The organism is Sanguibacter sp. A247 (assembly GCF_052324925.1).
Taxonomy (GTDB): domain Bacteria; phylum Actinomycetota; class Actinomycetes; order Actinomycetales; family Cellulomonadaceae; genus Flavimobilis.
The window spans coordinates 251,761-264,496 of record NZ_JBQPRE010000003.1; the positions used below are offsets into that span (position 1 = coordinate 251,761).

Consider the following 12,736-nt stretch of genomic DNA (forward strand, 5'->3'; position numbering starts at 1 on the left):
TTCAGTCGTCGGACGGAACTGGGACGTCGACGAGGATGCCGGAACGGCGGGCGCTCGCGCGCTCGCCGTCAAGGGCGGTCTGCAGAATGATGACGGCAGCCACCTGGTCGACGACCGCACGATGCTTCCGTCCCGCGCGTCCCGACGCATGAAGCGCTTGGTGCGCCGAGACAGAGGTCATCCGCTCGTCGACGAGACGAACCTCGACGGGAGCCACGAGAACCGCGAGCCGTTCCGCATATGCACGCGCAGACTCGGCAGCGGCGCCCTCAGTCCCCTTGAGGTGCCTCGGCAAGCCAACGTACACCACGGCTGCGGCGCGTTCACCGACCTCGGAAGCGATCCTCACAAGATCTGACGGCACCGAGCCGTCGGCACGCACGGCGTCGCGCGCCAGGGTCTCGACCGGGGTCGCGACGAGACCGTCGGGGTCGCTCGCCGCGAGGCCGACGCGGACCGAGCCCACGTCGACCCCGAGGCGAGCGCCCCGCACGAGCCCGTCGGTCATCGGCCTGCGACCGCCGCAGTCACGGCCTCGAGAGCCGCACCCACCGCAGACGCATCCGTCCCGCCACCCTGCGCGAGGTCGTCCTTGCCGCCGCCGCCGCCGCCGAGGACGGCGGTGGCCTCCTTGACGAGCGCACCGGCGCGAACGCCCGCGTCGCGCGCGGCGCCATTGGTCGCGACAACGACGAGGGGCCTGCCCCCCGTCGTTCCCGCAACCGCGACAACCGCGCCGGACGCGTCGCCCAGGCGGCCGCGCACGTCGAGCGCAAGCGCACGGAGGTCATCGGCTCCGGCGACCTCGCCCGCGTCGTGCGCCACGACGCGCACGCCGGCCGAGTCGGTGGCCGACGACGCGAGGGTCCCCGCACCCGCGAGCAGCTGCGTCTGACGCAGGGTCGCGAGCTCCTTCTCCGCGTCCTTGAGTCGCGCCATGAGGCCCGCGACCCGCTCGGCGACCTCGTCGCCACGCGCGCCAAGGAGCCCCGACACCTGGTTGACGATCGCGCGCTCCTTCGCGTGGGACGCGTAGGCACCCGCTCCGACGAGCGCGTCGACACGTCGCACACCCGAGCCGATCGACGACTCACCGAGAAGCGTGACGAGCCCGAGCTCGCCCGAGCGCTGCACATGCGTTCCCGCGCACAGCTCACGTGACCAGTCCCCGCCGATCGAGACGACACGGACGCGCTCGCCGTACTTCTCGCCGAACAGCGCCATGGCCCCCGAGGCGCGAGCCTCGTCGAGCGTCATGACGGCCTCGGTCACCTCGAGGTCCTCCTGGAGGCGCGCGTTGACCCGCTCCTCGATCTCGGCGAGAGCCGAGCCCGGGACGGCCGAGCCCCTGCGGAAGTCGAAGCGCACACGGCTCGGTGCGTTCTCCGAGCCCGCCTGCGTCGCGTCCTTGCCGAGCGACTCCTGAAGCGCCTTGTGGATGAGGTGCGTCGCCGAGTGGGCGCGCGCGATCGCACCGCGTCGCGCGGTGTCGATCGTCGACTGGCCCGACTCGCCGACCGTGAGCGTCCCGTCGACGAGACGCCCCCGGTGGACGTTGAGCCCCTTGATGGGAGCCTGGACGTCGTCGACCTCGACCACGGCGCCGCCGTCGAGACGGATGACACCCTCGTCCGCGAGCTGGCCGCCGGCCTCGGCGTAGAACGGCGTGCGGTCAAGCACGATCTCGACGTTCGCCGGGGCCGTCGCCGCGGGCGCGGGCACGCCGTCGACGAGCAGGCCGACGATCGAGCCGCGCGCGGTCGACTCGGTGTACCCGAGGAACGCGACGGGCGCCGCCATGGCGGACCTGATGGACTCCCATGCCGCGAGATCGGTGTGGCCCGCCTTCTTGGCGACAGCGTCGGCACGCGCGCGCGCCTTCTGCTCCGCCATGAGCGAGCGGAACGCGGGCTCGTCCACCTGCACGCCGTGCTCGGCTGCCATCTCGAGCGTGAGGTCGATCGGGAAGCCGTACGTGTCGTGCAGCGCGAACGCCTCGCTGCCGCCGAGGACGGGCGTGCCGTCGCCAGCAGCGGCCACAGCCTTCGACACCGCGGTGTCGAGGATCGTCGTGCCCGAGGCGAGCGTGCGCAGGAACGCGTCCTCCTCGCCGTAGACGACGTCAGCGATGCGGTCGAAGTCCGCACCGATCTCCGGGTAGGACGCCATCATCTGGTCGCGCGACACCGGGAGCAGGTGCGGCAGCACGGCCTCCTGCACGCCGAGCAGGCGCAGCGAACGGACCGTGCGGCGCAGCAGACGACGCAGGACGTACCCGCGCCCCTCGTTGGACGGGCGCACGCCGTCACCCACGAGCATGAGCGAGGACCGCACGTGGTCAGCGATGACGCGCATCCGCACGTCGTCCTCGCCGCCGTTCCCGTACACCTTGCCCGTGAGCTCCTGGGCAGCGGCGATGACGGGGTAGACCTCGTCGATCTCGTACATGTTCTGCTTGTCCTGCAGCAGGAAGGCGATGCGCTCGAGGCCCGCACCGGTGTCGATCGCCTTCTGGTCGAGCTCGCGCAGCAGCGGATAGTCCTTGCCCCGCCCCTCGCCGCGCAGGTACTGGTCGAAGACGAGGTTCCAGATCTCGAGGTAGCGGTCGCCGCCCGGGTCGACGTTGCCCCCCACTGCGTCGGGGCCGTACTGCGGACCGCGGTCGTAGTGGAACTCCGCGCACGGCCCCGCGGGGCCGGGCTGGCCCGTGTCCCAGAAGTTCTCCTCGCGCGGGAGCCGGACGATGTGCTGGGGGTCGAGCCCGATCTTGCGCGTGAGGACGTCGAACGACTCGGTGTCCTGGTCCCACAGCGTCACCCACATGCGGTCGCCGTCGAAACCGTAGCCGCCCGACTCCTGCGAGGTCGTGAGCAGCTCCCACGCCAGGTCGATCGCACCTTCCTTGAAGTAGTCGCCAAACGAGAAGTTGCCGTTCATCTGGAAGAACGTGCCATGACGCGTGGTGCGCCCGACGTTCTCGATGTCGTTCGTCCGGATGCACTTCTGGACCGAGGCGATGCGCGGGTAGGGCGCGGGCTCCGTACCGATGATGTAGGGGATGAAGGGCACCATGCCGGCGACGGTGAACAGCAGCGACGGGTCCGGCGAGATGAGCGATGCGCTCGGCGCAATGTGGTGTCCTCGACCCTCGAAGTGGTCGAGCCAACGCTGGCGGATGTCGGCGGTACGCATGGTGTCCTCGTGTGTCGTGTGGTCGTGCATGGGGCGGCGCTCACGCGCCGCAGGTCAAGGGTAGGGCCCGAGGGGCCCTAGAAGGAGTACGGGAGGTCGTCCTCGTCGTCGACCCGCGTCGTGCGGCCGGGGTAGTCCCCGCCCGACGTCTGCGGATCGACGCGCTCGGCGTCCCACCGTGCCGCGCTGCGCGCCTGCTCACGCAGGTGGCGCGCCTGGCCCCGGGCGTCCGTGCGGTCAGCGGGCGCCCGGCCCTCAGCCGCAAGCGCCGCATGGAGCTCGGCCTCGCGCCGGTCACGCGCCTCAGCAAGGTCGCTCCCGAACGCGGCCGCGGCCTCCCGCACCCGCCCGATGACGGTCGTGGCCTGTGCGCTCGCCCCCTTGACCGCGCGGTCGACGACCGCCGGCGGGCTGTAACGCTCGCGCAAGACGCCCACGCGCCGTGCGACAACGATCGCGGCGCCTGCGCCGACAGCAACCCAGAACAGTCGCTTCATCGGAGGCCGCCCCGACGACCACGGAGGTCAGGTGCTGGGCTCGCGGGTACCGCGTCGTCCGGGTCGAGGCCGCGCACGCGTGCGGACGCGCGCGCAAGAGCCTTGCGCATCCCGTGCGCCGTGCTCGCGACCGCGATGAGGGGCCCGCCCAGAACCGAGGCGTACAGCCCCGTGAGCGCCGAGACGTTCTCGGCGACCTGGGCCGCCGACGTCGTCACCGTGTCGACCTTCGCGAGCTGGGTGTTCGTCTCGGCAACGGTCGTCATGGCCTCGTCGAGGATCGGAACCGTGTGCTCCGTGAGCTCTCGCACCGCGTCGCGCGTCTCGTCGAGAACGCGACCGAGCTTGAGCAGCGGCACCGCGAGCAGGCCGACGAGCAGGACGAACGCGATCGCGGCGATGAGTCCAGCGACGTCTCCGAGAGAATTCATCCGTGCGTCCTTCCGGTGCGGGGACCCCGGTCCGGGGCACCCGGTCACTCTACCTGCCGAGCGCAGAACGCTCCGAGGAGCGACGTGCGCCGCTCCCGCATGGGTGGGGGTACGCGAACGCCCCGCTCGCTGCGGTGCAGCGGCGGGGCGTCCGGCGAAGAAACTCGGGGCGATCAGCGCGAGTAGTGCTCGACGACGAGCTGGACCTCGCACGTCACGGGAACCTCGACGCGCTTGGGACGGCGCACGAGCGTGAACGAGAGCTTCTCGAGCTGGACGTCGAGGTACGCGGGGACGGCCGGAAGGACGTCGCGGTGCGCACCGGCAGCGGCCACCTGGAAGGGGACGGTCGCCTGGCTCTTCGGCTTGACCTGGACCGTCTGGCCCGGCTTCACCTGGAACGAGGGGCGGTCGACGATCTTGCCGTCGACGAGGATGTGACGGTGCACGACGGCCTGGCGGGCCTGAAGGATCGTGCGGGCGAAGCCCGTCCGAAGGACGAGCGCGTCAAGACGCGTCTCGAGGAACTCGACGAGCGCCTCACCGGTCAGACCGGAGTCCTTCTTGGCAACCTCGAACGCACGGGCCATCTGCTTCTCGCGGAGGCCGTACTGCGCGCGCAGACGCTGCTTCTCACGGAGGCGGACCGCGTAGTCCGACTCGGTGCGACGACGGGCGCGGCCGTGCTCACCCGGGGGGTAGGGGCGCTTCTCGAAGTGCTTGACGGCCTTGGGGGTGAGCGCGATGCCCAGGGCACGGCTCAGACGCACCTGGCGGCGCGAACGGGTCACAGAGGACACGGTAGATCCATCCTGTCGTGGAGAATATTGACGTCACACTCGGCAGACCGAGTGCGGGACCAGCCGACGCGCCGCGCGCTCGTCAGGCGACGAGGAGCAGCAACAGGGCCGAGGTCCCAGGCGTGCCCGCATGGGCAACCTGTCGATCATACCTGACGAGGGGCGCGAGCAAGAATCTCGCGGACCGCCTCGAGCCGCTGCCCCACCTGGCGTTCGAAGCCTCGGTCGCTCGGCTCGTAGTAGCGCGCGCCCACGAGCGTGTCCGGCAAGTACTGCTGAGCCGCGACAGCGTGCGGCTCGTCGTGCGCGTACAGGTACTCGACGCCGTGCCCCATACGCTTCGCGCCGGAGTAATGAGCATCACGCAGATGCACGGGCACGGAGCCCGCGCGCCCGGCTCGGACATCGGCGATCGCCGCATCGATCCCGAGGTAGGCGGCGTTCGACTTCGGGGCCGTCGCGAGGTGCACGACCGCCTCGGCGAGGACGATGCGACCCTCCGGCATCCCGATGAGCGCAACCGCCTGCGCCGCCGCGGTCGCTGTCTGCAGCGCGCTCGGATCCGCCAGACCGATGTCCTCGGCCGCCGAGATGACGAGCCGACGCGCGATGAAGCGCGGATCCTCCCCTGCCACGATCATGTGCGCGAGGTAGTGCAGGGCGGCATCGACGTCCGAGCCACGGATCGACTTGATGAACGCCGAGATGACGTCGTAGTGCTGATCGCCGTCGCGGTCGTAGCGCACCGCGGCGACGTCGACGGCCTTCTCGATCGTCTCGAGATCGATGCGCGCACCACGACCGCCCGAGTCGAGCGCGGCGCCCGCCGCGGCCTCGAGCACCGTGAGCGCCTTGCGGGCATCGCCTCCGGCGAGGCGGAGCAGGTGGTCGAGCGCGTCCTCGTCGAGCTCGACCTCGCCGCCCAAGCCGCGATCGTCGGCCACAGCACGCTCGACGAGCGTGCGCACGTCGTCGTCCGACAGGGGCTGGAGCGTGAGCAGGAGGGAACGCGACAGCAGCGGGGAGTTCACCGAGAAGCTCGGGTTCTCCGTCGTCGCCGCGACCAGCGTCACCCACCGGTTCTCGACGCTCGGCAGCAGCGCATCCTGCTGCGTCTTCGAGAAGCGATGGACCTCGTCGACGAACAGCACCGTCTCGTCGCCGCCCGCGACGAGCCTGCGCCGCGCGTCCTCGATGACGGTCCGCACGTCCTTGACGCCCGCCGTCACCGCCGAGAGCTCGACGAACCGGCGCCCCGACGCGCGCGCCACCAGGTACGCGAGCGTCGTCTTGCCGGTCCCCGGCGGGCCCCACAGCACGACCGACGACGGGGCCGCCCGCCCCGCGGCCACCGCAGGCTCCACGAGCCTGCGCAACGGAGACCCGGGCTCGAGCAGGTGCGCCTGCCCCGCCACCTCGTCGAGCGAGCGAGGCCGCATCCGCACCGCGAGCGGCGCGCCGCGTGACGGCTCCGGGACGCCCACGGCATCCGTGCCCGCAGTCTCGAACAGGTCCATGGCCCGAGCCTACGGTGCAGGAGCCCAGCCCCCGACCTCCCGGGCGTCGTGGCGGCCACAGTCCTCACGATGGGATAGTGGGGCTCGTGTTCGCAACGCTCGGTCGACGTCTCATCCGCCACCCCCGCAGATCGTTGGCGGTATGGGCGCTCCTCACTGCGCTCGGACTCGTCCTCGCGCTGCTCGGAACGGGCGGCGGGAACCTCTTCGACCGCCTCACGACGGGCGAGCCGGTCATCGCCGGCTCCGAGAGCGCCGCCGGCAACCAGATCCTCGCCGAGAACACGACCTCAGGCCCGACCATCACCATGATGGTCACGGGCGTCGACCCGGCCTCGGACGCGCTCGCGGCGCCCGTCGCCGAGGCCCGCACCGCGGTGGCGGCCGTTCCGGGCGTGGCGAGCGTCGTCGACCCCTATGCCCTGCCCGACGGCATCGCCAACCCTGCCGCCGCTCCCCTGCTCGCCGTCTCCGGGACGGGCTTCGTCATGGTCGCCGAGCTCGACCCCGCACTCGACGACGACGCGCGCGCCGTCACCGAACGCTCCGTCGTCACGGCGTTCGACGCGGCGGGCGACGCCCTCGCGGCAGCCGCACCGGGAGCCACGACACTCGTCGGAGGCGCCTCGCTCGTCCTCGACGCGGTCACCGACCAGATCAAGACGGACCTCGTGACGGGCGAGCTCATCGCACTGCCCATCGCGCTGCTCGTCATGGTCCTCGTCTTCGGCGGCTTCCTCACCGCATCGATGCCCCTGGTCGGGGCGTTTGCTTCGATCGGCGCGGGGCTCAGCGTGGTCTACGCGCTCACTTACGTCATCGACGTCGACTCCTCGCTCGTCAACGTCGTCACCCTGCTCTCGATCGGCCTCTCGATCGACTACGGCCTGCTCATCGTGTCCCGCTACCGCGAAGAGCTCACGCGCGCCCGCGCCGACGAGGCGAGCGGAGCCAGGCGACGGCGCCGCGGCGACGGCGCCGTCCAGGTGGCACTCGTCCGCACGATGTCGACCGCTGGGCGCACCGTCGCGTTCTCGGCTCTCACCGTCGCCATGTCGATCGCGGGCCTCGTCGTGTTCGACCCCACGATCCTGCGCGCGATCGGCGTCGCGGGCCTCGCGATCGTCCTCATCGCGGTCGCCACCGCCCTCACCCTCGTTCCGACCCTCCTGCTGTTCGCAGGGGCCCGCCTCGAACGCCCCGGGATCCTCACCCGCATCCCGGCCTTCTCACGGGTCCTTGCCGGGACCGCCGACGTGGAGAGCGACGAGGGCGTCTTCTCGCGCCTCGCCGAGCGCGTGCAGCGCCGACCCTGGTGGGTGCTCGTCGGCTGCGTCGTCCTGCTCGGAGCGATGGCACTCCCCCTCGGACATCTCCACCTGCGCAGCTCGGGCGTCGACCTCTTGCCGCGTTCGGACTCCCAGCGGCAGTTCGTCGAGCAGCTCTCGGTCGAGTACCCGGCAACCGCCGGCTCCGACCTCGTCGTCGTCGTCGAGGGCACGCTCGAGGAGGCGGCCGGCTGGGCAGGCGACCTCAAGGCGCTGCCCCTCGTCCTCGATGTCCGCGGCCCCTCGGCCCTCGGCTCGTACGCCGTTCTCTCGGTCGACACGGTCGACGACGACGCGGGCGGCGCCGACTCCGCCCGGGCCGTCCGCGAGATCCGTGCGCTCGACCCGCCCCACCGCGCATGGGTCACGGGCCAGGCCGCCAGTCAGGTCGACTTCCTCGATGCGCTCACCGCCCGTGCCCCCTGGGCCATCGGCATCGTCGCGGTCGCGACGTTCCTCTTGCTCTTCCTCATGACGGGCTCGATCGTCGTCCCGGCCAAGGCGCTGCTGACGAACACGCTCTCCCTCGCGGCCTCGATGGGGGTGCTCGTCCTCGCGTTCCAGGACGGTTGGCTCGAGGGGATCCTCGGCTTCGCGTCGACCGGCGGCATCGAGACCTACGTCTTCGCGCTCGTCCTCGCGTTCGCCTTCGGCCTCGCGATGGACTACGAGGTCTTCCTGCTCGCCCGCATCAAGGAGCTCGTCGATGCGGGCCACGAGCCCGAGGCCGCAGTGCGCCTCGGGCTGCAACGCTCGGGACGCATCATCACGTCGGCCGCCGCGATCATCGTCGTTGTCTTCGCCGGATTCGTCGCGGGAGACCTGCTCGTCATCAAGGAGGTGGGCTTCGCCCTCGCCTTCGCGGTCGCGCTCGACGCAACCCTCGTTCGCATGCTGCTCGTCCCCGCCACCATGACGCTCCTGGGAACCCACAACTGGTGGGCACCCGCGCCGCTGCGGCGCCTGCACACCCGCTTCGGGATCGAGCACTGACCGTGGCGGACGTCCCCGAGGCCGTCGACGCTGCGGACGCCGCGCAGCGCGACCAGGCCGAGCGGATGCTCGCCGCAGCACTCCTCGCGCGACGGAACGACGCACGCATCGCCGAGCACGAGTCCGCTCGGTCCCGCCACAGGGTGCGGCGGCACTGGCTCGTCCTCCTGACGACGGTCGTCGGCGCCTACGAGCTCGTGTGGTGGATCGCCGCGTTCCAGTCCCGCGACGACGCACTCGACGCGAGTGACATCGAGGTGCTCCTGCGCAACCTCCAGGCCTGGACGACCGTCGCGGGTGCGCACTGGTTCTTCACGGTCGCCGCGTTCGTCACGCTCGGCGTCCTGTGGCGACGCCACGTCCGGCGGCGTCCCGTCGCCCCGTGTCTCGAGCTCGCCCTTGACGACCCTGCCCGTCGGCACCCGAGCTTCGGCCCCGACGCGACGGCCAGGCGCCGGATCATCTAGCGGATCGCCCACGGGCGCCGCACCACGCACGGCACCCCTCGCCGGGCGACGCACGACGCCCCGGCCCGCGCGTGAGCGCGCACCGGGGCGTCGTGGACGGAGCCGCTAGGCGCCCGCTGGCTCCTGGGAGTCCGCGGCCGCGGGGGTCTCACCCCTGGGCCGAGGCGCCGACGCATCGACCCCAGCCTCCTTGCGCTGCTGCGCCGTGATGGGCGCAGGCGCCTGCGTGAGCGGGTCGAAGCCGCCGCCGGACTTCGGGAACGCGATGACGTCGCGGATCGAGTCCGAACCCGTGAGCAGCATGAGGATGCGGTCCCAGCCGAACGCGATACCGCCGTGAGGGGGCGCGCCGAACTTGAACGCGTCGAGCAGGAAGCCGAACTTCTCCTGCGCTTCCTCCTCGCCGATGCCCATCATCCGGAAGACGCGCTCCTGCACGTCCCGGCGGTGGATACGGATCGAGCCGCCACCGATCTCGTTGCCGTTGCACACGATGTCGTACGCGTACGCGAGAGCCTCGCCCGGGTTCTCCTCGAACGTGTCGATCCACTCGGGCGTGGGCGACGTGAAGGCGTGGTGGACTGCCGTCCAGGCGCCCTCGCCCACCGCGACGTCGTCGTCCTCACCCGTGGGCTTGAACAGCGGCGCGTCCACGACCCACACGAACGCCCAGGCCGACTCGTCGATGAGCCCGGCCTTGCGCCCGACCTCGAGACGAGCGGCACCAAGGAGCGCACGCGAGTCCGTCGCGCGGCCCGCGGCGAAGAACACCGCGTCACCGGGCTCGGCGCCTGTCGCGGCGGCAAGGCCCTCGCGCTCGGCGTCGGAGAGGTTCTTCGCCACCGGGCCGCCGAGCTCGCCGTCGGCCCCGAACGTCACGTACGCGAGACCGCGAGCCCCACGCTGCTTGGCCCACTCCTGCCACGCGTCAAACCCACGACGCGGCGTCGCAGCGCCGCCGGGGAAGCGGATCGCGCCGACGTACGGCGCCTGGAAGACACGGAACGTCGTGTCGGCGAAGTAGGCGGTGAGGTCCGTGAGCTCAAGCCCGAAGCGCAGGTCGGGCTTGTCCGAGCCGAAACGCTCCATGGCGTCCTTGAACGTCATGCGCGGGATCGGCAGCGAGATCTCGTGCCCACCCAGGCGCCACAGCTCGACGAGGATCTCCTCGGCAACCTCGATGACGTCGTCCTGCTCGACGAAGCTCATCTCGACATCAAGCTGAGTGAACTCGGGCTGGCGGTCGGCGCGGAAGTCCTCGTCGCGGTAGCAGCGCGCGATCTGGTAGTAACGCTCCATGCCGGAGACCATGAGCAGCTGCTTGAACAGCTGAGGCGACTGCGGGAGCGCGTACCACGAGCCGGGCGCGAGGCGCGCCGGGACGAGGAAGTCGCGCGCGCCCTCGGGCGTCGAGCGCGTGAGCGTCGGCGTCTCGATCTCGACGAACTCGTGAGCGTCGAGCACGCGACGCGCAGCGGCGTTCGCCTTGGCGCGCATCCGCAGCGCGGCCGCGGGCGCGGGACGGCGCAGGTCGAGGTAGCGGTGGCGCAGACGCGCCTCCTCACCGATCTGCTCGGTTCCGTCGAGCGCGGTCGACACCTGGAACGGCAGCGGAGCGGACTCGTTGAGCACGGTCACGACGTCGGCCACGACCTCGATCGCGCCCGTCGGCAGGTTCGCGTTCTCATTGCCATGAGGGCGCGGGTTGACCGTTCCGGTCACCTGGAGCACGTACTCGGCGCGCAACGGGTGAGCAACGGCCTCGTCACGAATGACGACCTGGGCGATGCCCGAGGCATCACGCAGGTCGATGAAGGCCACGCCACCGTGGTCACGGCGACGGTCGACCCAGCCCGTGAGGGTGACGGTCTGACCGGCGTGCTCGGCCCTGAGGGAGCCGGCGGGGTGTGTGCGGAGCACTGAGATCTTCCTTCCGGGAAGCTGGAGGCAGTCCGCCGAGACGGGGCGGTGCCGCGGGATGAGTGCACGCCGCGAGGCGGCGCACACGCCGCCCATCGTATCCTCGGCCCGCGTCGTCCCACGGCGCGCGGTCCCGGACACCGATGGTGCGACGGGTCGTCGACGCCGGGCATCTGCCGGCGTCGACGCGAGAACCTCTAGTCGCGTGCGGCGCGAACGGACGGCCGGGCATCTGCCGCGGGCGGCGCCCACGACGACGGATCCGCGTCGCCCTGCTCCCCCGAGCGGATGTCCTTCACCTGGTGACCCTGAGCCGGGACGACCGTGCCATCGGCACGCTCGTGCTCGGGCGTCGGCGGGAACCACACGAACGGGATCGACCGGCGGTCGGCGTAACGGATCTGCTTACCGAACTTCGCGGCCGACGGGGCGACCTCGCACGCGATCCCGCGTGCGCGCAGCGCCGCTGCGACGTCGTCGGACACCGGCCGCTCGGCCTCGTCGTTCACCGCGACGAGGACCGCGCTCGGGACCCCGCGCGACGCCGTGACGAGACCGTCGGCGAGCAGCCGCGAGACAAGACGCGAGACGCCGATCGAGAGCCCGACGCCAGGGAAGGTGCGCTTGCCGTCGGAGGCGAGCGTGTCGTAGCGCCCGCCCGAGCAGATCGACCCCAGTCCCTCGTGTCCGACGAGCACGGTCTCGTAGACCGAGCCCGTGTAGTAGTCGAGACCGCGCGCGATCTTCATGTCAGCGATCACGACGCCCGGCGCACGCACCGCAGCCGCCGCGACGAGCGCACCGAGCTCTGCGAGCCCCTCCTCGAGGAGATCTGTCACCGCGCCCTGCGACTCGGCAAGACTGCGGACCCGGTCGATGACCGTGATGTCGGAGCCCGAGATCGCCGCGAGAGCGAGGCACGCGGCAGCCTGCGCAGCGTTCGCGCCCGCCTCGGTCGCAAGGAGCTCAGCGACCGCGTCCGGCCCGATCTTGTCGAGCTTGTCGATCGTGCGCAGGACTGCCTCGACGTCGTCCAGTCCCAGACCGCGGTAGAAGCCCTCGGCGACCTTGCGGTTGTTCACGAGGATGCGCACCTCGGGCACGCCGATCTCGCGGAGCCGGCCGAGCGCGTCCGCCATGACGAGCGGGAGCTCGACCTCGTAGTGGTAGGGCAGCTCACCGTCACCGACCACGTCGACGTCGGCCTGGATGAACTCGCGGAACCGGCCGTCCTGGGGGCGCTCGCCGCGCCACACCTTCTGCATCTGGTAGCGCTTGAACGGGAACGCGAGGTGACCAGCGTTCTCGAGCACCCAGCGCGCGAACGGAACCGTGAGATCGAAGTGCAGACCCAGCTGCTTGTCCGGCTCGGCGCCCTCCTCCTCCTGGAGGCGGCGCAGCACGTAGACCTCCTTGGAGGTCTCTCCCTTGCGCAGGAGCTGGTCGAGCGGCTCGACCGCACGCGTCTCGATCCCAGCAAAACCATGGAGCTCGAAGGTCTCACGCAGGACGTCAAGCACGTGCTGCTCGACGACGCGCCCCTCGGGGCGCCACTCGGGGAATCCGGACAGGGGGGTGGGGCGGGCCATGG

The 12,736-nt window shown here is 71.3% G+C and carries 10 protein-coding genes; 2 read left to right on the forward strand and 8 right to left on the reverse strand.

The window, feature by feature from the left end; translation table 11 throughout:
* Nucleotide 1: 1 nt before the first annotated feature.
* The 6 genes from ruvX to ACTVCO_RS09375 form a co-directional block, all read right to left on the reverse strand.
* Complete coding sequence (ruvX, locus tag ACTVCO_RS09350; RefSeq protein ID WP_443728151.1) at nt 2-508, reverse strand: Holliday junction resolvase RuvX; 507 nt, start codon at nt 506-508, stop codon at nt 2-4.
* Nucleotides 505-3,192 carry an alanine--tRNA ligase gene (alaS, locus tag ACTVCO_RS09355; RefSeq protein WP_443728152.1) on the reverse strand — a complete coding sequence of 896 codons (2,688 nt, stop codon included), beginning with the start codon at nt 3,190-3,192 and terminating at the stop codon, nt 505-507. The genes ruvX and alaS overlap by 4 nt, the downstream gene beginning before the upstream one ends.
* Nucleotides 3,193-3,269: 77 nt before the next feature.
* Nucleotides 3,270-3,689, reverse strand: coding sequence for a hypothetical protein (locus ACTVCO_RS09360; RefSeq protein WP_443728153.1), 420 nt, complete (start codon nt 3,687-3,689; stop codon nt 3,270-3,272).
* A complete protein-coding gene (locus ACTVCO_RS09365) occupies nt 3,686-4,120 on the reverse strand; it encodes a DUF948 domain-containing protein (protein ID WP_443728154.1) in 435 nt (144 codons plus the stop codon). The genes ACTVCO_RS09360 and ACTVCO_RS09365 overlap by 4 nt, the downstream gene beginning before the upstream one ends.
* A gap of 173 nt (nt 4,121-4,293) precedes the next feature.
* A complete protein-coding gene (rpsD, locus tag ACTVCO_RS09370) occupies nt 4,294-4,920 on the reverse strand; it encodes a 30S ribosomal protein S4 (RefSeq protein WP_443728155.1) in 627 nt (208 codons plus the stop codon).
* A gap of 146 nt (nt 4,921-5,066) precedes the next feature.
* On the reverse strand, nt 5,067-6,437 hold the full coding sequence (locus ACTVCO_RS09375) for a replication-associated recombination protein A (RefSeq protein ID WP_443728156.1): 1,371 nt from the start codon (nt 6,435-6,437) through the stop codon (nt 5,067-5,069).
* A gap of 86 nt (nt 6,438-6,523) precedes the next feature.
* Here ACTVCO_RS09375 and ACTVCO_RS09380 point away from each other — a divergent pair, with 86 nt between their 5' ends.
* Nucleotides 6,524-8,758 carry an MMPL family transporter gene (locus ACTVCO_RS09380; protein ID WP_443728157.1) on the forward strand — a complete coding sequence of 745 codons (2,235 nt, stop codon included), beginning with the start codon at nt 6,524-6,526 and terminating at the stop codon, nt 8,756-8,758.
* Nucleotides 8,759-8,760: 2 nt separating this feature from the next.
* A complete protein-coding gene (locus tag ACTVCO_RS09385) occupies nt 8,761-9,225 on the forward strand; it encodes a hypothetical protein (RefSeq protein ID WP_443728158.1) in 465 nt (154 codons plus the stop codon).
* 105 nt (nt 9,226-9,330) lie between these two features.
* On the opposite strand, the gene aspS is transcribed toward ACTVCO_RS09385, so the two are convergent.
* Nucleotides 9,331-11,145, reverse strand: a complete 1,815-nt coding sequence (gene aspS, locus ACTVCO_RS09390) for an aspartate--tRNA ligase (protein WP_443728159.1) — start codon at nt 11,143-11,145, stop codon at nt 9,331-9,333.
* A gap of 197 nt (nt 11,146-11,342) precedes the next feature.
* The gene (gene hisS, locus ACTVCO_RS09395; RefSeq protein WP_443728160.1) at nt 11,343-12,734 is read right to left on the reverse strand and encodes a histidine--tRNA ligase; all 1,392 of its coding nucleotides are present in this window, start codon (nt 12,732-12,734) and stop codon (nt 11,343-11,345) included.
* Between the last annotated feature and the right edge of the window lie 2 nt (nt 12,735-12,736).

What these genes read in the sequence shown, in the direction of transcription:
- ruvX (WP_443728151.1), bottom strand. Translation starts at nt 508, where the DNA reads ATGACCGACGGGCTCGTGCGGGGCGCTCGCCTCGGGGTCGACGTGGGC.
- alaS (WP_443728152.1), bottom strand. Translation starts at nt 3,192, where the DNA reads ATGCGTACCGCCGACATCCGCCAGCGTTGGCTCGACCACTTCGAGGGT.
- ACTVCO_RS09360 (WP_443728153.1), bottom strand. Translation starts at nt 3,689, where the DNA reads ATGAAGCGACTGTTCTGGGTTGCTGTCGGCGCAGGCGCCGCGATCGTT.
- ACTVCO_RS09365 (WP_443728154.1), bottom strand. Translation starts at nt 4,120, where the DNA reads ATGAATTCTCTCGGAGACGTCGCTGGACTCATCGCCGCGATCGCGTTC.
- ACTVCO_RS09375 (WP_443728156.1), bottom strand. Translation starts at nt 6,437, where the DNA reads ATGGACCTGTTCGAGACTGCGGGCACGGATGCCGTGGGCGTCCCGGAG.
- hisS (WP_443728160.1), bottom strand. Translation starts at nt 12,734, where the DNA reads ATGGCCCGCCCCACCCCCCTGTCCGGATTCCCCGAGTGGCGCCCCGAG.